This window comes from Corynebacterium sp. (assembly GCF_030152825.1).
Taxonomy (GTDB): domain Bacteria; phylum Actinomycetota; class Actinomycetes; order Mycobacteriales; family Mycobacteriaceae; genus Corynebacterium.
Window position 1 is genome coordinate 13173 of the sequence record NZ_JASLIP010000079.1, and the last position, 22661, is coordinate 35833.

General features: G+C 65.9%; 21 protein-coding genes and 1 tRNA gene. 8 read left to right on the plus strand and 14 right to left on the minus strand.

The window, feature by feature from the left end:
* Positions 1–189: 189 nt before the first annotated feature.
* Positions 190–1644, plus strand: a complete 1455-nt coding sequence (cysS, locus tag Q1V78_RS08260; RefSeq protein ID WP_300613547.1) for a cysteine--tRNA ligase — start codon at positions 190–192, stop codon at positions 1642–1644.
* Between the two features lie 55 nt (positions 1645–1699).
* On the opposite strand, the gene Q1V78_RS08265 is transcribed toward cysS, so the two are convergent.
* The 4 genes from Q1V78_RS08265 to Q1V78_RS08280 are packed head-to-tail and all read right to left on the minus strand — an operon-like array spanning position 1700 to position 5389.
* A complete protein-coding gene (locus Q1V78_RS08265) occupies positions 1700–2371 on the minus strand; it encodes a heme oxygenase (biliverdin-producing) (protein ID WP_300613494.1) in 672 nt (223 codons plus the stop codon).
* 21 nt (positions 2372–2392) lie between these two features.
* Positions 2393–3169: a heme ABC transporter ATP-binding protein gene (locus Q1V78_RS08270; RefSeq protein WP_300613496.1), complete on the minus strand. Its 777-nt coding sequence runs from the start codon at positions 3167–3169 to the stop codon at positions 2393–2395.
* Complete coding sequence (locus Q1V78_RS08275; protein WP_300613498.1) at positions 3169–4356, minus strand: iron ABC transporter permease; 1188 nt, start codon at positions 4354–4356, stop codon at positions 3169–3171. The genes Q1V78_RS08270 and Q1V78_RS08275 overlap by 1 nt, the downstream gene beginning before the upstream one ends.
* Positions 4346–5389 carry a hemin ABC transporter substrate-binding protein gene (locus Q1V78_RS08280; protein WP_300613500.1) on the minus strand — a complete coding sequence of 348 codons (1044 nt, stop codon included), beginning with the start codon at positions 5387–5389 and terminating at the stop codon, positions 4346–4348. Before Q1V78_RS08280 ends, Q1V78_RS08275 begins: the two co-directional genes overlap by 11 nt.
* 99 nt (positions 5390–5488) lie before the next feature.
* Here Q1V78_RS08280 and Q1V78_RS08285 point away from each other — a divergent pair, with 99 nt between their 5' ends.
* Positions 5489–6076 (plus strand): neocarzinostatin apoprotein domain-containing protein, encoded by a 588-nt coding sequence (locus Q1V78_RS08285; RefSeq protein ID WP_300613502.1) that lies wholly within the window; start codon positions 5489–5491, stop codon positions 6074–6076.
* 94 nt (positions 6077–6170) lie between these two features.
* A complete protein-coding gene (gene rlmB, locus Q1V78_RS08290) occupies positions 6171–7124 on the plus strand; it encodes a 23S rRNA (guanosine(2251)-2'-O)-methyltransferase RlmB (RefSeq protein WP_300613504.1) in 954 nt (317 codons plus the stop codon).
* 88 nt (positions 7125–7212) lie between these two features.
* Here the strand turns inward: rlmB and Q1V78_RS08295 are convergent, their stop codons facing one another.
* The 3 genes from Q1V78_RS08295 to Q1V78_RS08305 are packed head-to-tail and all read right to left on the minus strand — an operon-like array spanning position 7213 to position 9928.
* Complete coding sequence (locus Q1V78_RS08295; protein WP_300613506.1) at positions 7213–8220, minus strand: metal ABC transporter permease; 1008 nt, start codon at positions 8218–8220, stop codon at positions 7213–7215.
* Complete coding sequence (locus tag Q1V78_RS08300; RefSeq protein WP_300613508.1) at positions 8217–8918, minus strand: metal ABC transporter ATP-binding protein; 702 nt, start codon at positions 8916–8918, stop codon at positions 8217–8219. Before Q1V78_RS08300 ends, Q1V78_RS08295 begins: the two co-directional genes overlap by 4 nt.
* Positions 8915–9928, minus strand: a complete 1014-nt coding sequence (locus Q1V78_RS08305) for a zinc ABC transporter substrate-binding protein (RefSeq protein ID WP_300613510.1) — start codon at positions 9926–9928, stop codon at positions 8915–8917. The genes Q1V78_RS08300 and Q1V78_RS08305 overlap by 4 nt, the downstream gene beginning before the upstream one ends.
* 106 nt (positions 9929–10034) lie before the next feature.
* Between Q1V78_RS08305 and Q1V78_RS08310 the strand changes: the two genes are divergently transcribed.
* On the plus strand, positions 10035–11165 hold the full coding sequence (locus Q1V78_RS08310) for a LacI family DNA-binding transcriptional regulator (RefSeq protein WP_300613512.1): 1131 nt from the start codon (positions 10035–10037) through the stop codon (positions 11163–11165).
* 51 nt (positions 11166–11216) lie between these two features.
* Here Q1V78_RS08310 and otsB read toward each other — a convergent pair whose 3' ends face one another.
* The 5 genes from otsB to Q1V78_RS08335 all read right to left on the minus strand — a co-directional run bounded on the left by otsB (position 11217) and on the right by Q1V78_RS08335 (position 16514).
* Complete coding sequence (gene otsB / locus Q1V78_RS08315) at positions 11217–12146, minus strand: trehalose-phosphatase (RefSeq protein ID WP_300613514.1); 930 nt, start codon at positions 12144–12146, stop codon at positions 11217–11219.
* Between the two features lie 63 nt (positions 12147–12209).
* Positions 12210–12722: a hypothetical protein gene (locus Q1V78_RS08320; RefSeq protein WP_300613516.1), complete on the minus strand. Its 513-nt coding sequence runs from the start codon at positions 12720–12722 to the stop codon at positions 12210–12212.
* The gene (locus tag Q1V78_RS08325) at positions 12722–14284 is read right to left on the minus strand and encodes a trehalose-6-phosphate synthase (RefSeq protein WP_300613518.1); all 1563 of its coding nucleotides are present in this window, start codon (positions 14282–14284) and stop codon (positions 12722–12724) included. Before Q1V78_RS08325 ends, Q1V78_RS08320 begins: the two co-directional genes overlap by 1 nt.
* Before the next feature lie 54 nt (positions 14285–14338).
* Positions 14339–14698 carry a hypothetical protein gene (locus tag Q1V78_RS08330; protein ID WP_300613550.1) on the minus strand — a complete coding sequence of 120 codons (360 nt, stop codon included), beginning with the start codon at positions 14696–14698 and terminating at the stop codon, positions 14339–14341.
* A 94-nt stretch (positions 14699–14792) separates the two neighbouring features.
* Positions 14793–16514, minus strand: coding sequence for a threonine/serine exporter family protein (locus Q1V78_RS08335; RefSeq protein ID WP_300613520.1), 1722 nt, complete (start codon positions 16512–16514; stop codon positions 14793–14795).
* A gap of 106 nt (positions 16515–16620) precedes the next feature.
* Between Q1V78_RS08335 and Q1V78_RS08340 the strand changes: the two genes are divergently transcribed.
* The 3 genes from Q1V78_RS08340 to Q1V78_RS08350 all read left to right on the plus strand — a co-directional run bounded on the left by Q1V78_RS08340 (position 16621) and on the right by Q1V78_RS08350 (position 20199).
* Positions 16621–16693: transfer RNA gene (locus Q1V78_RS08340), tRNA-Thr, on the plus strand.
* 402 nt (positions 16694–17095) lie between these two features.
* On the plus strand, positions 17096–18436 hold the full coding sequence (locus Q1V78_RS08345) for a phosphatase PAP2 family protein (RefSeq protein ID WP_300613522.1): 1341 nt from the start codon (positions 17096–17098) through the stop codon (positions 18434–18436).
* Entirely contained in the window at positions 18436–20199 is a 1764-nt protein-coding gene (locus tag Q1V78_RS08350) for an alkaline phosphatase D family protein (RefSeq protein ID WP_300613525.1), read from the plus strand. The genes Q1V78_RS08345 and Q1V78_RS08350 overlap by 1 nt, the downstream gene beginning before the upstream one ends.
* A 41-nt stretch (positions 20200–20240) precedes the next feature.
* Here Q1V78_RS08350 and Q1V78_RS08355 read toward each other — a convergent pair whose 3' ends face one another.
* Positions 20241–20771 carry a GNAT family N-acetyltransferase gene (locus tag Q1V78_RS08355; RefSeq protein WP_300613527.1) on the minus strand — a complete coding sequence of 177 codons (531 nt, stop codon included), beginning with the start codon at positions 20769–20771 and terminating at the stop codon, positions 20241–20243.
* A 99-nt stretch (positions 20772–20870) separates the two neighbouring features.
* Entirely contained in the window at positions 20871–21665 is a 795-nt protein-coding gene (locus Q1V78_RS08360; RefSeq protein ID WP_300613530.1) for a L,D-transpeptidase family protein, read from the minus strand.
* 284 nt (positions 21666–21949) lie between these two features.
* On the opposite strand from Q1V78_RS08360, the gene Q1V78_RS08365 reads away from it, so the two are divergent.
* Positions 21950–22657 (plus strand): response regulator transcription factor, encoded by a 708-nt coding sequence (locus Q1V78_RS08365; RefSeq protein ID WP_300613532.1) that lies wholly within the window; start codon positions 21950–21952, stop codon positions 22655–22657.
* Positions 22658–22661: the final 4 nt, after the last annotated feature.

Genomic DNA, 22661 nt, shown 5'->3' on the forward strand with positions numbered 1-22661 from the left:
TCGGGCAGGTCTTTTAGTGACTGCCTACCGAGGATAGCCTTCCCCTCGGCAGCCACCGGCCACCGAAGTACAATTGCGGTGACGAGGGGCGCGGGGCGCATCCGCCCTGGCCCGCCAGAATAGAACCTGCGAGAGAAAAGAAGGCGGCCAACCATGGTTGATTCTTTGCCCACCGACGCTTCGGAGCCGATGCCGCTCCAGCTGCGCATTTACGACACCGCGAGCCGCAAGGTCCGCGAGTTCACCCCGCTGCGCGAAGGCAAGGTTTCCATCTACCTGTGTGGCGCCACCGTGCAGTCCATCCCGCACATCGGGCACGTGCGTTCCGGTGTGGCCTTCGATGTCCTGCGCCGCTGGTTGCTCGCCCAGGGCTACGACGTCGCGTTCGTCCGTAACGTCACCGACATCGACGACAAGATCCTCACCAAGGCCGCGGAGAACAACCGCCCTTGGTGGGAGTGGGCAGCCACCCACGAGCGGGCCTTCACCTGGGCTTATGACCAGCTGGGCGTGCTGCCGCCGTCCGTGGAGCCGCGGGCGACCGGGCACGTCCCGCAGATGATCGAGTACATGCAGCGCATCATCGATAACGGCCACGGCTACGCCGCCGACGGCAACGTCTACGCCCAGCCCGCCTCGATCGAGAACTACGGCTTCCTGTCCGGTCAGAAGCTCGACGAGCTGGACCAGGGCGAGTCCGCGGGCACGGGCAAGAAGGATCCCCGCGACTTCACGATGTGGAAGGCCGCCAAGCCGGGCGAGCCCGCGTGGGATACGCCGTGGGGCCGGGGACGCCCGGGCTGGCACATCGAGTGCTCCGCGATGGCAACGAACTACCTGGGCGGGGAGTTCGACATCCACGCCGGCGGGCTGGACCTGCAATTCCCGCACCACGAGAATGAGGCCGCTCAGGCCACGGCCGCCGGCGATGGCTTCGCCCAGTACTGGATGCACAACGGCTGGGTGACCATGAGTGGGGAGAAGATGTCCAAGTCGCTCGGCAACGTACTGAGCGTGCCGAACATCCTGGAGAAGGTCCGCCCGGTGGAGCTGCGCTACTACCTGGGCAGCGGGCACTACCGCTCCATGCTGGAGTACTCCGAGTCCGCGGTGGCCGAGGCCGCCGCCGGTTACCGCAGGATTGAGAAGTTCCTGCTGCGCGCGGCCGCCTACCTCGCTGCCATTGAGGACGACGCGGCCGATGAGCAGGCTGCCCGCGGCCCGGAGCAGCTGGTGGCCGTGGGGCAGTGGCCGGAAGCCTTCGCGGAGAAGATGAACGATGACCTCGCGGTGCCGCAGGCCCTGGCCGTCATCCACGACACGGTCCGCGAGGGAAATAAGGCCCTCGAGGTTAAGGACACCGAGACGGTCATGCGGGTCGCCGGGCAGATCCGGGCGATGATGGGCGTCCTGGGTGTGGACCCGTTCGACGAGCACTGGCTGGAGCAGACGATGGCCGGGCAGGGTTCCTCGGCGGCGATGACCGCCCTGGATTCCCTGGTGCAGGACGATCTGCAGCGCCGGGCGGAGGCTCGCGCGGAGAAGAACTGGGCGGTGGCGGATGAGGTCCGCGACCGGCTCACGGCAGCCGGTATCGAGGTCACCGATACCCCTGATGGGGCCCAGTGGAGCCTGAAGGAGTAGCGCCTCTGCGCCGAGGCACGCCCGTGGCGGCGGCACCCCGGCTGGGGTGGGCGGTTTAACGGACGTGCTGTTCGGCCAGGGACTGGAACACTGCCTGGTTCATAGCGAAGGCCGCGCTGGCGCAGTCGATGATCTTTTCCTTGGCCTCGGCACTGAGCTCGAGCTGGTTGAGCGTGATGCGGTAGCGGTCGCGGTAGGGCTTGATCCGGCCGATGGCGTCGAAATCATAGAAGGACGTGCTGCGCTCATCCAGGCCGTAGTACTTCTCAAACATGCGGGCGATGACCTGACCGCCCGACATATCACCCAGGTAACGGACATAGTGGTGGGCCAGCGCTGCCGCGCCGTCCTGCCCCGCGCCGATCTGCCGCAGGGCCTCGACATAGTTCTGGGTCGCTGGCAGCGGTGCAATGTGCTCGCGCCACTGGCCGCCGTAAAGCTGCTCCAGGTCGGACTCCAGCGCAGAAAGCCGCTCCAGGCGCGGGTCGTAGATCGACGCCAGCTCCGCTGTGTCCTGGTTCGCCCGGACCGCGGACTCGAGGGCCTCGTAGACGAAGTAGAGCTGGCCGGTCAGGGCAGCAACCGCGTTGATATCCAGCTTCCCGTCGAGCAGCTGGGTCATGAACACCGAGTTTTCAGCGTCGTGGTGCGCCTGGGCGGTTTCGCTCTTGAGTAGGGCGGAGAGTTGGCCTTCGGCGTAGAAGGTGTTCTGAGTGGCGGTAGTCATGGTTTTCCTTCCGTAACGGGATTAAAGATTCTTGAGTGAACTGGGGTTTGTTCTGCGCCGGGGGAGCGCAACCGGGTTGCCCGCCGAGTCTTGGAGTATTTCCACATCGGCGTCGTAAATGGCGCTGATGAGCCCCGAGCTGAGCACCTCCGTGGGGGTGCCTTGGGCGATCACACAGCCACTGCTGAGAACCACGATGTGGTCGGCGTAGGCCGCCGCGGCTGCGAGGTCATGGAGAACCACCACGACCGTCTTTCCCTCGTCGGCGAGGCGGCGCATCGCTTTGAGGACGTCCTCGGCGTGCGCCAGGTCCAAAGCCGCAGTGGGCTCATCCAGCAGGACCACGGGAGTGTCCTGGTAGAATACCCGGGCGCAGTGCACTCGGGCGCGCTCGCCGCCGGAAAGTGTGGGGACTGCCCGGGGGAGGAGATGCTCGATCTCGCAGGTGGCGATGACCTCCTGGCGAAGCTGTGGATCCGGCGTGGACCAGGGGTGCCGGCCGAAGTCGAGGACTTCCTCCGCCGTGAAGGGCACACCGATGGGGTGGTGCTGGGTGAGCACCGCTCGCCGACGCGCGAGCTGCTTGCTGTTCAGTTGGCTGACGTCCTCGCCCGAGATGAGGATCTGCCCGGAGTCGATATCGAGGTCGCCGGCGATCGCGGCGAGCAAGGTGGACTTTCCGGCACCGTTCGGCCCGACCAACGCGGTGACCTGGCCGGCGGCAGCGGTGAAGCTGACGGCGTCCAACAGTTCGTGCTCGTCGACGCTGAAATGCAGATTTTCTACTGTGATGCTCATTAGTGCTTCACCGACCTATCGGAACGAATCAGCAGCCAGAAGAAGATCGGGCCGCCCACGATGGAAGTCAGCATGCCCAGCGGCAGATCGGTGCCGGTGATGAGGGCGCGGGCAGCGAGATCCGCCAGTGTGGCCGCGAGCGCGCCGCCGAGGAAACACGCGGGAACGAGTGCGCGGTGGCCGGGGCCGATGAGTAGCCGCAGGGCATGCGGAACCACGAGCCCGATGAACACGATGATCCCGGAGAATGCCACACCTGCAGCCACGACAAGCGCTGCGATAGCGATGACCACGCGGCGGAGCGCGACCACGTTGATTCCGAGGTGCTGGGCCTGGGATTCCCCCAGGCTCAGGGTGTCGAGCTTGGGGGCCAGCGCCCAGAGCAGGGCGGCGGCTGGGGTGGTGAGCACCAGGATGATCCCCACCTGGGACCAGTCGGCGCTCGCGAAGCTGCCCATCTGCCAGAAGACGATGCGATCCCGCGCCGTGGTGCTGGCGATGTAGGTCAGGAAAGCGACGATGCCTCCACAGACGGCGTTGACGGCCACGCCGACGAGGATGATGCGCGCAATATCCCGGCTTCCACGCGCGCTGGCTGCGACGACGGCGGTGGCCGCGATTCCGCCGACGAAGGCTGCGACGGCGATGGTCCAGTTCGAAGCCAGGATCGCCGCCAGCCCTGCGCTGCTCAACCCAAGAGCGCCGGCAGCGCTCGCTGTGCTGAGCACGGTGGCCAGCGACGCCCCGACGGCGGCACCAGAGGAAACACCGATCAATCCGGGTTCGGCCAGCGGGTTGGAGAACACGGCCTGCAGCGCCAACCCGGAGATCGCTAGCCCCGCACCGACGATGGCGGCTAGGGATACCCGGGGCAGGCGGACCTCCCACAGCACCACATCAAGGGATGTTGCTTCCCCAAAGCCGGTGACGATGTGCGCAAGGGAGCGGAGGGACTGCCCAGCGCTGGCCCCGAATTGGCCGACCGCGACGGACCACAGGATGGCCGCAACCAGCCCAACCGCGAGGGCGGTGATCACCGCTGGGGTTTTGGCGGCACGCAGGCGGTTCCATCGGCTCCGGATGGCCCGCCGCGGGTCGCGTTGGAAGACGAGCCCGGTGGGTTGGCCGCCCTTGGCCGCAGCGGATCGGCGGTCTTTCGATTGCTTTTTGAGCAAGCTAGTCGCCATAAAGCGCCTCCGCCATCGCGTCGATGACAACCGGGGTGTTCGGCCCGAAGGAGAGTAGTTCGGAATCGGGAACATCGAGCACGGAACGGTTCTTTCCCGCTGGGGTCTGCGATACGCCCGGAACCTCCAGCAGGCCATCGACCCCGCCGACCGATTCCAAGCCACTGCTCATGATGATGAGCGTGTCTGGGGCGGCCTCGATGAGCGCTTCGGGGGTCAGCGGGGTGAAGCTGCCGTTGATGCCCAGCTTCTCGCCGGCGTCCGTACCGCCGAGCCGTTGGATGACGCTCCGGCCACCGGATTCCGGCCCGGCGATCATCGCCACACCGGTACCTCGCACGTAGAGAATCATCATTCCGCGGCCATCTGCGCGGGACTTTGCGGATGCGGTGGCCCCGTCGAGCTTTTCGTTGATCTGGTCTGTGACCTGCTCCGCTGCTTGCTCCAGGCCGATCCCGGCGGCGACTTCCTCGATGAGGGTGCCGATGGTCTCCGGGGTGCGCTCCGCCGTGATGTCGATGACCTTCACCCCGGTTGCCCGCAGCTTCTTCATGACCCGGCTCGGGCCGATCGAACCATCGGTGAGGACGATGTCGGGGCGCAGGCTCAGCACCGTTTCGGCGTTGATCGAGTGGCCGCCGGGGGTGACCAGGGGGAGGTCTTTGACCCCGGGGAAATCAGATGCGGTGTCTCGCCCGATGAGGTTTTCACCCATGCCCAGCGCCCATACCGTCCGGGATAGCGCGCCGGCGCGGTCCAGCGTGAGGATGCGGGCGTCGCGGGCCGGGGAATGCTCCACCATTTTCCGGTCGACGAGGACGTCGGGGTCGCGGCTGGGGAGGTGCGCAGAGACGTGGCCGGTAGGGACGTGTGAACCCTCGGCGTGGCGAGTAGTTGCTGTCTTTTCTGCCGGGGCTGCCTGTGACTGTTCGGCCTCGGGGGTAGGTCCCGAATTTGGTGCCCCGCAGCTGCTCAGGGCAAGCGCTGCCACGAGGGAAAGCGGCAGAAGTGCGCGCCGTTGGGGTGTCCGCATGGTGAGTGTCCTTAGGGGTTCTTGACTATAAGAACATAGGTTAGGTTAACCTCGGTGAGGCTAGCATAACCTAGCTATATCCCAGGAAGAGGTTCCAGAATGAAGACAATCCGCACCGCACGCCCCCGAGCAACAACCGCTATCGCCGCACTCATGGCACTGAGCCTGCCCCTGCTCGCAGCCTGCTCAGACGATGGATCAGAGGAGCAGGCATCGGCCAGCTCCACGACAGAAGCGCCAGCCAGCGAGGCAGCGAGCGGGGCTCCGAGCACGTCTGCTACCGAGTCCAGCGATGACGCAGAGGCTGCAGGCGACGGCGATGTGAAGATCACCGCAGACCCAGCTGAAAACCTCGCAGATGGGCAGAAGATCTCCGTCAAGGCCACCGGCCTGGACCCAGAGGCGGGCTACTACGGCGCCATCTGCGCTGCGGAAAGCACCCCTGGTAAGCCGATGCCAGACTGCACCGGCGAGCGTGGCGAGGCCGGAACCCAGCAGTGGATCACCCAGAAGGATGGTGGCACCGCGAGCCTCTCCCCGGCAGGCGAGACTGAATTCGAGCTGACCGCAAAGCAGAAGGGTCAGGCCGTCGACTGCGCCACGCAGGAATGCGTTCTGAAGATTTTCGGTGACCACACCGAGGGCTTCGAGGACGTCGCGGACATCCCAGTCACCTTCGCAAGCTAGCCACAGCGGCGACGCAACGGTCGAGCAATAGTGTGAATCGGCGCTGGGGCGATAGACTTGGTGCTCGATAATTCACGCAAAACTAGGGAGCACGATGGCTGGCAACTCGCGACGCCACGGCGGCGCACGCAAGAACAAGAAGGGCCCGTCGAAGGGTTCGGCCGGGGAGAAGCGCCGCGGCCTGCGTGGTAAGGGGCCGACCCCGAAGGCGGAGGACCGCGTCTACCACCAGGCGCACAAGCGCAAGAAGGCCGCGCAGCGCCGGGCATCCGGAGCGCACGACCGCCGCGATGCCTTCGGTGGCAACGAGCTGGTCGTCGGCCGCAACCCCGTGGTGGAGTGCCTGCACGCCAACGTCCCGGCGTCCGCCCTGTACGTCGCGGAGGGCACCGGCAACGACGACCGCCTCTCCGAGGCCGTCCACATCTGCTCCAGCCGCGGCATCTCGGTCCTGGAGGTCAGCCGCCAGGAGCTGGACCGCATGACCGGCAACGGGCTGCACCAGGGCATTGGCCTGCAGATCCCGCCGTATAAGTACGCGGATGTGCACGACCTCATCGAGCGCGCCGCGGACTCCGCGACCCCCGGCCTGGTCGTGGCGCTGGATAACATCACCGACCCGCGCAACCTGGGTGCGGTGATCCGCTCCGTGGCGGCCTTCGGTGGCCACGGCGTGGTGATCCCGGAGCGCCGCAGCGCGTCTGTCACCGCCGTGACCTGGCGGACCTCCGCGGGGACGGCGGCGCGCCTGCCGGTCGCGAAGGCAACGAACATGGTGCGCGCGCTGAAGCAGTTCCAGCAGAACGGATACCAGGTCGTCGGTCTCGACGCCGGTGGGGAGCACACGCTGGATACCTACGACGGCACGACGCCGACGGTGGTCGTCGTCGGCAGCGAGGGCAAGGGGCTGTCCCGCCTGGTCGGGGAGACCGCGGATACGATCCTCTCGATCCCGATGGCCGACAAGGTCGAGTCCCTCAACGCCTCCGTGGCTGCGGGCGTGGTGCTGAGCGAGTTCGCCCGCCAGCGTCGCGTGGCGAAGAAGTAGAGCCAGGCAACAGCGAAAGGCCGCGCTAGCACTCGCTAGCTCGGCCTATTTATGAGATTCAGCGGGAGGGGTGGCCCGTTAAGAGGGTCTAGTGGTGGTTCTCCGAGTTAGCGCAGGAGTCAGCCTCGCACAGCGGCACGGAACTATCGGCACCCGGCTGAGAGCTCAGGCCCGCCGCGCCCGACTGGCCGGCACGGCCGGCGACCCCGCTTAAGCCCTGGCCCGCAGCATAAGAGGCGGCGCGCACCTCGTCGGCGTCCATCCGGCGACCCCGCAGCCACTCGATGAACCAGCAGACCAGGTAGATCAGGAAGCTCAGCGTCGTCACGAAGACGGAGACCGGCAGGCCGGGAGCCAGGGAGAGCACCAGGCCACCCACTGCGGCCGTCACCGAGAACACCGCGGAAAGGACCACGGCGACCAGGGGATTGGCGGTGACCTTCACCGCTGCCGCGCCCGGGGTGATGAGTAGGGCGAGCAGCAGCAGGGCGCCCACGATCTGCACACCCTGGCTGGCCACCGCGCCCAACACGGCGGCGAAGAGGACGGAGAGCAACCGCACCTTCACCCCGCTGGCCGCCGCCATCGTCGGGTCGGCGGTGGCGAAGAGCAGGGGTCGCCACAGCAGGGCGATGACCGCGACCACGATCACCGTCATGATCGCAAGCATCTTCATATTCGACGAGCTCACGCCCACGATCTGCCCGGTGAGCAGGCTAAAGGCGGTCGACGAGCGCCCCGGGTAGAGGTAGATAAACAGCACGGAAAGGCCCATGCCGAAGCTCAAGACCACGGCGACGATGGAGTCCTGCTCCCGGGCTCCCACCACCCCCAAAATCACCGCCGCGCAGACCGCGCCGAGGAGCGCGCCCCAGGAGACGCTGAAGCCGAAGAGCAGGGCGGCGGCCGCGCCCATCAGCGCGAGCTCGCCGGTGCTGTGTGCCGCGAAGCTCATGTTGCGCATCACGATGATCGGCGCGATCGCCCCGGAGAGCACCCCCAGCAACAGGGCCGCGAGGATGGACTGCTGCACGAAATCCACGTTCAGCAGGGCGAGGGTGTCCGCCCACCACTGGCCGGTGTGAAACTCGCTCATAGAACGATCACCTTCCCATCTACCTCGATGACCTTCACCTCGGTTTGGTACAGCTCCGAGAGGGTCTCGGTGTTCATGACCTCCGCGACCGTGCCCTGCCGGTGCCCGTGCGGGGTGATGTAGAGAACCCGGTCGGTGACCTCGAGGATCGGGTTGATGTTGTGCGTGATGAACAGCACCGCTGTATTGCGTTCCCGCCGCTGGCGCTCCAGCAGCTCGACGGTGGCCCGCTGGGCGCGCAGGTCCATGGAGAGCAGCGGCTCGTCGCACAGCAGGATCTCCGGGTCCCCTGCGAGCGCCTGGGCCTGGCGGATCAGCTGCTGCTGGCCACCGGACATCTCCCCGACGCGGCGGTTCGCGAGCCCGGCCGCGCCCACCTCGGCGAGCGCGGCGTCGACCTGCTCACGGCGGGGGCGGCGGTTGCGGAACACGCCGTGGGCCGTGGAAAGCCCCACGAGGTCGCGCGCCCTGATCGGCAGGTTCGCGGGGAACATCCGCTGCTGCGGGATGTAGCCGATCCTGCCCGCTACCTCGACGGTGCCGCGGGTCAGTGCGCGCTGCCCCAGGACTGTCTGGAAGAGGGTGGACTTGCCCACCCCGTTTGATCCCAAAATAGCGAGAAATTCCCCCGGGGCGACCTCGAGATTGAGGTCGCGCCACAGGGGTTCAATCGCGGCGTTGTGAAACGCTAATCTCATGCGTTCTCTAGCTGCTTGAGGATGTCATCCACGTAGTCGAAGTACGTGGTGCCCCGGTCCGGGGTTTCGTTCACGTTTACAGTAGCAACGTTCTTATCCTTCGCGGCCTTCGTCAGTTCTTCGGTGGCCGGGGTCTGGGCCTGCTCGTTGGTGATCAGGACGTCCAGCTTGCCGTCCGTGATCAGCTTCTTCGCGGCGGCGAGGTCTGCTGCGGAGGGCTCTGCCTCGCGGGCTACGGCCTTGGCGAAGGACTCTGGGGTGATGTTTCCGAGGCTGGAGTCCTCGACGATGGCCTCGGCGACGGACTCGGTCAGCATGACCTTCTTGGCCGGCAACTTCTTCATGCGCTCGGTGTAGGACGCGGTCTTCTCCTTGATCTCGGCGTCCTCGTCCAGCTCGGCGGTGAAGTCCTCGTCGAGCTCGTGGAGCTGGGCTGCGAGGTTATCGGCGAAGGCGTTGACGATGTCCATGTCCAGCCAGGCGTGCGGGTTCTGGCCGCTGCCGCGGTCGTGGGCGTGCTCGTCATCGCCGTGATCGTGCCCCTCATGATCATGCTCGTGATCGTGGCCCTCATGATCGTGGTCGCGGCCGTGGTCGTCCTCGCCGTGGTCGTGCGTGTGGGCCGCGGCCAGCGGGAGAGCGGAAACGATCGGGGCATCGTCCGCATTATCGGTGAGCCAGTTGTCGTAGCCCGCACCATTGGCGGCGATGAGGTCCGCGCTCTTCGCCTTCGCGATGTCGGCGGCGGTAGCCTCGTAGCCGTGCGGGTCGTCGTCCTTGTTTTCCATGATGGTCTCGACGGAGAAGGTCTTCTCCGCGCCGTCGACGCTCTCGATGACCGCCTTGGCGATGTCTCCCCAGACTGGGGTGGAGGCGACGACCTTGAACTCCGTGTTCTCGGCCGGGTTGTCCTGCGAGCCGCCCTCGGCGCAGGCGGCGAGGCCTGTGGTGAGGGTGAGGGCGCCGAAGATGGCGGCGCCACGCTTGCGGGTGGTTGCACTAAAGTTCATAAAAACTTCTCACGGTTGTTGGTAATGGGAACTGGTTGCAATAAGCAATGTAGTGCAGCACCCCTCCGCCCAGCAATTTTTTGGCCAACCGCCTACGGTAAGAGTCATGAATCAACCCGCCCGCCGAGGCACCCTCGCCTCCATCGCCGCCGAGTTGGGCGTATCCCGAACCACCGTCTCCAACGCCTATAACCGGCCCGGGCAGCTCTCCGAGGAACTGCGCACCAAGATCCTGCAGACCGCGGAGAAGATGGGCTACCCGGGGCCCGACCCCATCGCGCGCTCCCTGCGCATCCAGCGGACGGGGGCCGTCGGCGTCCTCCTCACCGAGGAGCTGACCTACGCCTTCGACGACCAGGCCTCCGTCGAATTCATGTCCGGCGTCTCGCAGGCCTGCGGGGAGATGGGAGTGTCCATGCTGCTCATCCCCGCCGGGGTGCAGTCCGATGGGAAGGACGCCACCGCCCTGATCAACCAGGCCGCCGTCGACGGTTTCATCGTCTACTCCGTCGCCGACGAGGACCCCTACCTGGAGGCCGCCATCAGCCGGGGGCGTCCGGTCGTCATCTGCGACCAGCCCGCCGGCCGGGAGGGGGTGCGCTTCGTCGGTATCGACGACCGCGAGGCCATCAAACCGGTCGTCCGCCGTCTCGTCGACGCAGGTCACCGCAAGATCGGCATTCTGTGCATCCGGCTCGATCGGGAGCCCAACAACGGGCCCGTCAGCCAGGAGCGGCTCGCCGGGGCGCGCATGAACGTGCAGCGTGATCGCGTGACCGGTGCGCTGGAGATCCTCGCCGAGGCGGGCATCGACACCGCCAGCGTGCCCCTCGTGGAGCGCCACATCAACGACGCCGAAACCACCGAGGATGCGGCCCGCGAACTGCTGAAAAATAACCCGGATCTCACCGCCGTGGTGTGCACGACCGACTCGATGGCGCTCGGTCTGCTGCGCTACGCCGAATCGGCGGGCATCGACGTGCCCGGCGAGCTCTCGGTGACCGGTTTCGACGGCATCCCGCAGGCGGAGGCCGCAGGCGTGGTCACGGTGCGCCAACCCTCCCGCACCAAGGGGCGGCTGAGCGGTGAGCACCTCGCAGAGGAGATCCGGGAGCGCCGGAAGGCGGCGAAGAACCGGAAGTCCGCGCCGTCGCGGGCGCACTCGGAGACCCCGCCGGCGGTCTACCTGGAGACCACGGTGCTGGAGGGCACCTCCATCGCCCCACCCCGGGCTTAGGACGCCCGTGGACCAAAAAAACCAGCTCCGCGGGCAACTGCGCCGCGGGCACTACCTACGCAGCGCTGCGAGCCGCTGGAGCGCGTCCCGAACGTCGAAGGGGCTGCCCAGGCTACGGGTCGCCGCGGTGGTGTCCGCGAGTCGGCCGCCCACGTGGACGCCGACGTCTGGTCGTGGCTGGGTGAGGGTGGAAAGGACGGTTTCGTCGGTGACGTCGTCGCCCAGGAAGAAGACCACGTGCTCCGGCAGCCGGGGGCGTAGGCCCGCAACGTAGCTGCCCTTGGTTGCGGTGGCCACGCTGAGTTCCAGGATGTCGCGGCCCCAGGTGACCTGCACCGGAACCGCCGGGTTGCTGCAGGTAGCAGCGAACTCCGCCAAGCGCTGATTCGCCTGCTCCGCGGCCTCGCGGCTGGCGGCCTGCCGGGTGTGCAGCCCCACCGAGTATGGCTTGTACTCCACCCACATGCCGGGGTCCTCGGCCGCGATCTGCTCGGCGTGCTCGCCCAGCTTCTGCAACACCTGCGCCCGAGCCGAGGGGGAGGGGCTCACGATTCCGTCTGCGGCGCTGCCGGCGGCGTCCTCGTCCACGGTGCCCGCGCTGCCCGAGAGCGAGTCCTCCGCGCCATGGGAACCGACCAGGCGGATGTCATCCGGGCCTGGATTCTCGAGCACCGGCAGGCCGGTGACCGCGGAGAGCTCGCGCAGCTGGCGGCCGGAGATGATGAGTACCGTCACCCCCGGGAGTCCGGCGAGCTCACGCAGCGCCTCCAGCGCGCCGGGGACCGCGCGCACGTCGGTGGGGGAGTCTGAGAACTCCGCCAGCGTGCCGTCGAAGTCCACCGCGAGCAGCAGCTTCTCCGACGCCGCGAGGTAGGAGAGGTCCTGCGCGCCCAGCGTTTCGGGGCCCAGAGTGTCAGGACTCAGAGCATTAGGATCCAGCTTTTTGGGATCCTGCGGGTTCGGGGGCAGGCTAGCGGGCATTGGCGAGCTCCTTAAAGTGTTCTCTTCGCGGGGCCCGTGGCAGCCCCTGGGGACGGGTACTGCCTAGGCGCGGGAGACCATGCTCAGCGCCTTCGGGGTCTCCCACTCCGGGGCGTCCGGGTGGAATTGCTGCAGCCGCAGCGAGCGCCCACCGTCGCGGGTATAGGTCAGCGTCTGGTTCTCTAGGACGTCGCGAAGGCGCTCAGCGTTGCGCTCATCGCTCGGCGCGCACTGGGCCTCGCCGCCGATCTCCTCGACGCTCAGCTGACCGACCTCAAGCTGGGATTCCTGCTCTCGCCACTGCACGTCGGCCGTGAGATTCAGGCAGCCGCTCGCCCCGGTCAGGGAGTCCTCGCCGATGACCAGAAACACGCGGCCCTCCTGGGTCTCCGGCAGATCCGCCGGAGTCTCCGGGTCCTGGTAGATGCGGGTGACCTGCCACTGCGTCCAACCCACCGGGGATTCGGACTCGCCGCAGGCACTGAGCCCCAGCAGGCCGGCGGCAGCGAGGATGGCGGCACCCGCCCGGGCCGCAGTTCGGCCCCGGTGAGTTCCGCGCAGGTTTCTGAGTTCCATCAACGTTCCTCCCCACCCGGGGACGCCACGTCCGCGCGCAGTTCGGCCAGGAAGCTGTCCGCCCAGTGGTCGACGTCGAACTCGCGGACGTTCTCCCACATCTTCCGCATCCGCGCCCGGCGATCCGAAGGCTTGGACGTCGCCGCCGCGAGGATGATCTGCGAAAGCTGCGTCTTATCGTAAGGATTGCACATGAACGCGCTGGTTAGCTGAGTGGCCGCGCCCGTGAACTCCGAGAGCACAAGGGCGCCGGTGCCATCCGAGTGGCAGGCCACGTACTCCTTGGCCACCAGGTTCATCCCATCCTTCAGCGCGGTGACCAGCATGATGTCCGCCGCCAGGTACAGTGCCACCAGCTTCTTGAAGGACTGGTGGCTGTGCACATAGCTGACCACCGGCCGGCCCATGGATCCGTGCTTGCCGTTGATCCGGGAGACGATGCGCTCCACGTCCTTGCGGGTGGCCTGGTAGTCCTCCAGCCGCTCCCGCGAGGGAGTGGCCACCTGCACCATGGAGATGTCCTTGGCCTTGAGCCCGTGCTTCTTCAGCTCACCGGAGTCCAGCAGCTCCTCAAGAGCCAGCAAGCGCTGCACGATGCCCTTCGTATAATCCAGCCGGTCCACCCCGGCCATCAGTACCTTCGGCGAGCCCAGCTGTTGGCTCAGGTGCTGCGCCTTGGCCAGCGTCTCCGGCTGCTGGGCCTGTAGTTCGACGGCGGCGGAGTCCAGGGAGATCGGGAACACCCCGATGCGGGTGACGTGCTCTCGGGCCTGCTGAGCCTTCCCATCGACCTCGGCCTGCGCATCGGCTGCGGCAGCACTGGTCGCCGCGGGATTCGTGGTGCACCAGCCGATGACGGAGTTCTCCTCCGGAAGGCGGGCACCATTGACGAACTCGGCGTCCGTGGGGTCGTCGTAATGAACGTCGAAATCCAGTGCGCGGAGCGTATGCAGGAAGTTCCGGGCGCTGTCCTGGGTCTGGAAACCGATGAGGTCCGCGCCGAGCGTGCCGGCCAGCACCTCGCGGCGCCACGGGAGCTGGCGGAACAACTCCGGGGCGGGGAAGGGGATGTGGAGGAAGAAGCCGATCCTCAGGTCCGGGCGCGCCTCGCGGATCATGCCGGGCACCAGGTGCAGCTGATAATCCTGCACCCACACCGTCGCGCCGGGCGTGGCCTCCTTGATCGCCTTATCCGCAAAGCGGCGGTTGACGGCGTGGTAGCTCGCCCACCAGGAGCGCTTATAGCGCGGATGCACAATCAGGTCGTGGTACAGCGGCCACAGTCCCGCATTGGAGAAGCCCTCGTAGAACTCCTCGTAATCCGCCTCGGAGAGGTTCACCGGGATCAGGTCGATGCCGGTCTTCTTGCGCGGAGGCATCTCCTTGGCCTTGACCTTCTTGGTCGTCCCCGGCCAGCCGATCCACGCGCCGTTATTGTGCTGCAGTACTGGCTTGAGCGCCGTGACGAGCCCGCCCGGGGAGGCCACCCACTTATCGCCGATCCGGTCGACGGGCAGACGGTTGGCGATAACAAGAAAATCCGAACCACCGTCGGTGGCCATCGTGCCTCCTGAAGCGCTTCCTAAGTGCCGGTTATGGCACCAAGTGTACGCGGACTACTGGGCCTTCTTCGTGGCCTTTTTCGTCGCCTTCTTAGCGGCCTTCTTGGTGCTCTTCTTCGCAGCCTTCTTGGTCGCCTTTTTCGCAGCCTTCTTGGTCGCCTTTTTCGCAGCCTTCTTCGTGGTCTTCCGGCTAGCCTTCTTCGTCGCGGCCTCGTTGGCCTCCAGCTCCTCGACGACCTTGCGGTGGATCAGGCCCTCCGGCTCGACGCCGAGCATGCTCATCAGGGTCACGCCGTCCAGGAAGTCCTCGGCATAGGTGGCAACGATCCGCTGGGCGGCGAGAGCGGTTTCCACCGGTACGGCGTGCAGAGACTCGGCGCTAGCTGGACGATTGTCTGTGACCTTTGGGGGCACTGGCATCCTCTTTCACGAAAACTCTTGAACTGGCGGTGGGCTTTGACGGTGAATCAAAAACTCGTTGCCTGGTAACGGGCCTATTCTACGCTAATCAGTCCCGGCCGTGTTCGGAGCCCGCAGCTGGACCGCCGTCGCCGGTGAGGTCCTGCTGAGCCGGGGAGTCGGCCTGTTCCTGCTGCTGCGCCTGCTTCTCGCTCTCCCGGATCTTCGCGAGCTTGCGGCGTTGCCTCGTCCGCAGCAGGGAGTCGATGCTCCACAGGGACCGGGTGCCCTCCCGCTTGCGGCTCATCCGCGGCACCGAGCGGTCCATCGGGTGCTGGTCCAAGGGATGTGCCGCATGGTTGCCGTGCCGGCGGCGCGGACGGCGCTCGCGCACCGCGATGCGGGGGCGGCGCAGGCCGTACTCCCGGTGCAGGATGCGGGGGCGGCGCAGGCGGCGGGCCACCCACTCGCCGAAGACCACGCCGGCAGCCAGCGTCGTTGCCGTCGCCGCAGCCAACGCCAGGTTCGACATACCGATGACCAGCTTGTCCTGCAGGATCGAGGACATCCCCCGGTAGAGGGCCAGGCCGGGCAGGAACGGGGTAATGCCGGCAGCGGCGGTGATCTGCGGCGGCACCATGTACCGGCGGGAGAGCAGACCACCGGTCATGCCCACCAGAATCGCGGCGGCCGCAGCCGGCATCATCGTCGAGCTCTCGGCCAGCGCCTGGACGATGTTGTGCGCGATGGAGGCGACCAGTGCCGTGGCCGCGGCGACCACCGTCGCGCGCCGCTCGGTAAAACAGGCCAGGCAGAAGAAGACCGTCGCCGCCGCGCCCGAGAGCACGCGCACCGTCGTCCCGCCGAGAACGCCCGAGGTGGTGGACACGTCCAGTGGAGTCATGTCGATGCCCACCATGTGAACGAACTGCAGAGCCGCGCCGATGCCCGCGATGATCGCGCCCGTATTCAACACGGTCTCGAAGAAGCGAGCAGAGGCCGTGACCGGAGCCCCCGTCACCGCGTCCTGGAGCGCCTGGACCAGCGTCAATCCCGCGAGCTGCGCGACGATACAGGACGCCACCACCAGCGAGGGAGGGAAGTACCAGCCACGCTCCGTCGCGAATTGCGTGACCACCGCGGCGGGCAAGACCGCGATGAAGCCGCCCAGGAAGTTCTGGTAGAACTCCGGCAGCGACTTCGACGCCAACCACGCCGTCGAAAACATGATGAACAGGGTCGTGATCGTCGCGACGAAAGCGACGGCATAGCCACCGCCCAGCAGCAGGGCAATGGAGAAAGCGAATCCACCCCAGGAGAGCAGAGCCCAGCGGGTGCGGAACGGCAGCGGGCTGCGCTCGATCTCGGCGAGAATCTGTTCCGCGGTATCCAGCGGGGTGGCGCCCGCGATGATGGAACGCACCAGCCGGTCGATCTCCGTGAGGCGGGAGAAATTCGTGCTCAGGGTCTTCACGACTCGGAAGGCGGACACGGGGCTGCGGGACTCGTCGTTGTGGGCGTACACGGTGATGGTGTTCAGCGTGATGTCCACGTGCGTGTAGTGCAGGCCATACGCGGCGGCGATCGCCTTGATCTCCGCCTTCGCGTCCGAGTTGCCTGTGCCGGCGGCCAGCAGTTGATCCCCGATGCGTGCGGCAAGGTTCAGTACGCGGTGGATTTCCTCCGGGTCCGTGAGGTTCACCGGGGCCAGCGGCGTCGGCGGCGGCGCTAACCGAATCCCGTCGATGGTCGCGCGATTGCCGGTAAAGAGCATGTCGCTGGCGCGTCGGGCGAACCGAGCTAGATAATTTGCCACAACCACACCGTACACAAGGCCCCCTCCCGCACTGGAGGTGATGGTGGGTCTAAAATTCGTGGGCTCTCGTGGTGGGCTGCTACTCTTTAAGCGCTCATGCCTCGTATGGGGTGTTGGGTGTGCCGAAGTGGCGCAATTGGCAGCGCAACGCACTTGTAATGCGTAGGTTGCGAGTTCGAGTCTCGTCTTCGGCTCAGTGAAAGGCCCCGGGAAACTGGGGCCTTTTCTTTATGCCTTGACTCTTGCTCCGGGGTGCGCCCGGGAGGCCGTGCGGGTGGAGAGTATGAATCGTGGCGATAGTCGGCGTATTCGGTGACGGAGCAAGAGGGGATTATCGGGAATAGTGACTTTTCAGACGAAATAAAAATTAACTCCAGATTCGTCCTCTATTAACCCGAAATATAACTGCGGTTGGATAAGGGTTTCTCTAATTAGGCCCAAATGGGGGGATATTTATATCTCCGCTGGCACGAGGCTGTTTTTGCGCTATTCTTCTGCTGTGTGTTCGCGTCGCGAAATGGCGTTAGATACTTTTCCGGCGCGGCCTTCTCTTCAGAAGTAATAATTCACCCCACGCGTAATGTGAAAGTCTTTTCATGCCTCAATTGACCGCAATTCGCCCGTCGCGCTCGAATAAGATGGCTGCCCGCGCGGCTGCAGCAGCCCTCGCCGCCACCCTCGCCGGCGGCATCGTCGCGAGCCCGGCAGCCAACACCGCGGCGCTCGCCGCCCCGGCCGGCCCCTCCCAGGCCGGCGCCGCACCGCGCGGCAACCTGCTGCCGGAAAGCTCCGCCACCGGATCTGTCCAACTTCCCGGCCTCTACGACCCCGTTCCCCACAACGGTGCCCCGCAGCCACAGGCCTTCCCGGCCTCCGAATACGGCTGGTACCTGTCGGACCTCAGCTCCCACCCTTATGGCAACTACGTCACCCTCATCGACGGCTTCAATGACCTGCGGGCCAAACACCCGGACGTCATGAAGTCAAACCTTGACCAGGTCGCCGAGATCAACAACAACGCCCCCGCCGACCGCATCGCTCAGGCTCAGGAGGATGCCGCGACCTCCAAGGAGGGCGTGCTCCGCATCTTCGCCGACGCCTTCGGCGAGGAGCTCGGCGAGCACTTCCGCCAGGCCCTGAAGGAGCACCGTCTTCCCAAGACCCAGATGCTCTTCGGCGGCGCCACCGCGCGCGCCGGGGGAGTGGCCTCCTCCACCTTCATCGAGAAGCAGTACTACAACTTCGACCGCCCATTCGTCGTCGCCCCGGAGCAAATCACAAAGCACAACCTGCCGGGCAAGGACTTCTACAGCACCTCGAAGGCCTTCCCCTCAGGGCACACGAACCAGTCCACCTGGACCACCACACTGCTGTCCTACATGCTCCCCGAGTTCGCCCCACAGCTGCTCGCCCGCGGTGCCGAGGGCGGCTACTCTCGCGTGGTTCTGGGCGTTCACTACCCACTGGATGTCATTGGTGGCCGCATGGTCGGTACCGCCGCGGCTGCGGACCGACTAAATGACCCCCGCATGCGCGCCAACCTGGATGCCGCCGCCCAGGAGATCCGCGCCGAGCTCGAGTGGCGCTGCGGGGACACCCTTGCCAACTGCGCACAGAAGCAGGCCGAGGCGGGCAAGGGATACAACCCGGCCGCCGTGGATCGCTACACTGAGCTGATGAACTACGGCTTTACCCCGGTCTACTCCGAGTCTGCCCCGATGGTGGTCCCGCAGGCTGCGCCAGCCTTACTGCTGGGTAAGTACCCGAACCTCTCCTACGCGCAGCGCGCCGAGATCCTTCGCCAGACCGCCGGCCCTGCCGGCTATCCGCTGGATAAGCAGGGTGCTGAGGGCTCCTGGCAACGACTCAACCTGGCCAAGGCGCTTGCCACGAAGGTCACCGTTTCCGAGGACGGCTCCGTGGAGGTGGTTGGCTAATGGCAACGCTTACTCGTCGCCGCGTCCTGCAGAGCATGGCGGCCACCGGTGGGGTGGCCGCCGCTGGAAGCCTACTGCCGGCCGTTCACGCGGCCCCCGCCCGCACCGTGCTGGGCGCGGAGAACTGGGACCGCGAGGTTTTCGCTCATTCCGTGGCCTCCGGGGACCCGACCGCCAGCTCCGTCATTATCTGGACCCGCGTGACCCCAACGAAGGAGGCGCAGCCCGGATCGGGGAAGGGGCCGGACGTTCCCGTGACGTGGGAGGTCGCCACCGACCCCGAATTTAAGGACGTCGCTGCGTCCGGGAAGGTCACCGCCAGCGCCGAGTTCGACCACACTGTCAAGGTCGACGCCACCGGCCTGGGGTCGGCCACCACATACTTTTATCGCTTCACGGCCGACCTGGGTGATCGGAAGGCGACCTCCCGGGTGGGGCGCACCCGAACCGCCCCGGGCTCGGGCGATAATGTCAGCGCGATCCGCTTCGGCGTGTGCAGCTGCTCGAACTACGAGGCCGGATTTTTCCGCAGCTACCGGGACATGGCCGAACGCGACGACCTGGAGTTCGTCCTGCATCTGGGGGATTACACCTATGAATACGAGACGGGCGGTTACACCGGGATGTACGGCCAGCAGGCTCGCACCGTGGAGCCTGCGCACGTCACCAAGACGCTCGCGGACTTTCGCATTCGCCAGGGCTGCTACCGCCAGGACGACGACCTCGCCGACCTGCACGCCGCCAAGCCAATGGTGTGCGTGTGGGATGATCACGAGTTCGCGGATAACAACTGGCGCGAGGGTGCGACCGGAACGAGTTTTAAGAAGGGGGACGACTACCAGGCCCTCAAGGCAGCTGCCTCTCGCGCGTACTTCGAGTGGATGCCAGTGCGGGTGCGTCCCGATGCGCGCGCCCAGCACCTTTACCGTACCCTGCAGTACGGGCCGTTGATGGAGATCATCATTCCGGACCTGCGCTCTTACCGCGATGCACAACTGATCCAGTCCGGTGACCACTTGCTGGACTCTGACCCTGACTTCATTCGCGCCGCTGGTCGTGAGGGGCGCACCATGATGGGGCGCAGCCAGTTCGAGTGGTTCGGTAACGCCGTCAAGTCCTCCACCGCGAAGTGGCAGGTCATCGCAAACTCTGTGATGTTCGCGCCGATGACACTCCCGGCGACCCTGGACCCGAGGCTGCAGACCTGGCTGGTGGAGAAGATCGGCTTGCCGGAGCAGGGTATCCCGCTGAACCCTGACCAATGGGACGGCTACATGGTGGAGCGACAGAAGATCATTGACATGATCGCCGGGCTGCCGGATAAGAACGTGGTCTTCCTGACCGGGGATATCCACAGCTCCTGGGCGAACGATATCCCGAGGGATGTCTTCGGCTACCGCACGGGCCAGAACACGAAGGCGGTGGCCACCGAGTTTGTGACCCCGTCGGTGACGGCGAACGGGGCCTTTGACTCAATTGCCGTCATCCGCAGCCTCGACGCCGCCACCCGGCAGTTGCTCTACACAGGTGAGAACCTGCTCTCCGGAGTTAACCGGTGGTTCAAGTGGATCAACTTCACCCACCACGGCTACATGGCGGTGGAGGTCGGCCAGGAGGCGACGCACTGCGACTGGCACTTCGTTGATCACGTGATGAGTAAGGACACCCCATTCCGCCTGGGCAATAGTTTCCGGTCCGATGTGGGGTCTCCTGGTGCCCGGAGCGTTGCCGCGGGGCTGAATCGCGCCCAGCGGGTCTACTGACCGGACTGGGAGCGGGGCGGGGCAGCTGGGCTGGGGTGCTGCTAGAAGCGGTAGACCATGACGTAGCACTCCTCGTGGGGTGCCACGACATGGTCGACGAAGCCGAACTTGGAGTACATGCGGCGGGCGCGGTCATTGCCGAAGTCCACCGCCAGGCTGACGGAGTGGTAGCCCTTCGCACGGGCGTGATCCAGGGTCGCGGCCAGTAGCCTGCGGCCCAGCCCAAGGCCGGTCATCGTCGGGCGGAGCGCGATGGCCAGCTCCGGGATGTCATCGGAGATATAGCCCGCGCCGGGCTCGGATTCGGTGAAGTTACGCAGCCACGCAGCGCCCGCGGGTGCGCCCTCGTACTCAGCGATGATTCCGCCCTGCTCCGCGGTCCACATGTCCACGTAACGGACCAGATCGTCCTGGAAGTGCTCGGAGACGTCCTTTCCAGGATCACCCCAGGTATCAGTTTCGCGGAACATTTCCGTGATGAATCCGCGGTCGCCCTCGCTCGCGACGCGAAAAGTAAGCGCGCCGGTGGACGGGCGCTCGGCTGCTGACTCTGCCTGAATATCCTCGCTCATGCCACAAATATAGAACACCGGCGCCGAGCCGCGGGATCGGGGATCCGCGCGCGGCGCCGGTGCGCTCAAATATTTAAGGAGCTCTCAACAGCTCGGGAATTAGTAGATGTAGACCTTGTCGCCCGGCTGCAGGTAGTTGAAGAAAGTCCGAGCAGCCTCGCCGTTCATGCGAACGCAGCCGGCGGAATGCACATTGGTCGTGCCCTGGTGGAAGGCGTGACCGTTGTTCGTGAAGTAAACGGCGTACGGCATCGGTGCGTTACCGAACTCGTAGCTGATCTCGTCCTTGACCTTGCGGGTCACCGTGAACATGCCACGCGGGGTCTCCTGGCCTGGGCGGCCGGTGGAGACGATGACCGGGCCGTAGGAGCGCTTGCCGCCCTTCTGCAGCCAGGCGCGCTGTCCCTTGATGTCCACGCATGCGTGTGCGGAGGCCGGGCACGGGTTGGACGCCGGGCGGGCCTGCTTCTTCGGGGCCTGCTTCTTTGGCGCTGGCTTCGGTGCACGGGCCACCTCGCGCTGCTGCAGGGCACCCGGTGCGACGGCGTTGACGAAGTTATCGATGCCCTGGATCACCGGGGTGCGGAACTGCGGCGGCAGGTTCTTGGCCTGGGCTACCAGCGCGTCGCGGGCGTTCAGCAGAGCGGTCACGCCGTTGGCCTGAGCCTGGCGCAGCTGGGCGTCGAAGTCGGCCTGCAGCTGGGCGATCTGCGGCGGCAGGGAGGGGGCTGCCACGGGGGAGCCGAGCTGCGGGGCAGCGCTGGCCTCGGAGGCGGTGGCGACGGATGCTCCGATGCCGAGGGTGGAGGCGCCGAGCGCGAGGGCAGCAGCGCCCGCGAACTGCTTCTTGGAGGTGTTGGACGCCTTGCGGTGCTTGCCGGTGTAACGAGTCATGCGTTTCAGAATAAACCCATTTGTACGTGAGAGAAAGCTGAACGCGCCGGGTGAGTCGCCTGTTAATGCTGCGTTTAGCTGGCTGCGTTCAGCGGGCAACGCTGCCCGTGGGGTGGCAGCGGGCGAGCCAGTCCCCGGATCCGCCGCTAACGCGTCTCAACGTTTCCGGGTGCCCGCACCGTTCGCGCCGGGAATATTCTCCAGCGGTCAAGCGCTAAAATATGTACAGCAAGCATTCAGCAAGCTCCCAGTCTCGGTGGAAGCAGATCGGTGAAGATAGAGCCATGACTACCCCAAACACGCAGCCCGTTAAGGTTCTCGTCGTCGACGATGAGGACAACATCTCCGATCTGATCAAGGTCAGCCTGAAGTTCCAGGGCTTCGACGTGGAGACCGCTGACAACGGGCAGACCGCGCTGGAGATCGCGGATACCTACCGCCCCGACGCCTTCATCCTGGACGTCATGATGCCCGGCATGGACGGCTTCACCCTGCTCAACAAGCTCCGCGAGGCCGGCCACGACGCCCCGGTACTGTTCCTTACCGCCAAGGACGGCGTGGAGGACCGCATCCACGGCCTGACCATCGGCGCGGACGACTACGTCACCAAGCCCTTCTCTCTGGAGGAGGTCATCACCCGACTGCGTGTGATCCTGCGCCGCGTGGCAAAGGATGACTCCGAGGAATCCAGCCTCATCACCTACGAGGACATCACCCTGGACGACGACATGCACGAGGTCACCAAGGCCGGGGAGGTCGTAGACCTGTCCCCGACGGAGTTCCAGCTGCTGCGCTACCTGATGGTCAACGCAGAAGTTGTCCTCTCCAAGTCCAAGATCCTGGATCACGTGTGGAACTACGACTTCGGCGGGGACGGCAACGTCGTCGAGTCCTACGTCTCCTACCTGCGCCGGAAGATCGACACGAAGGAGCCCCGCCTGATCCACACCGTCCGCGGCGTGGGTTACGTGCTGCGTAAGCCACGCTCCTAGGTTT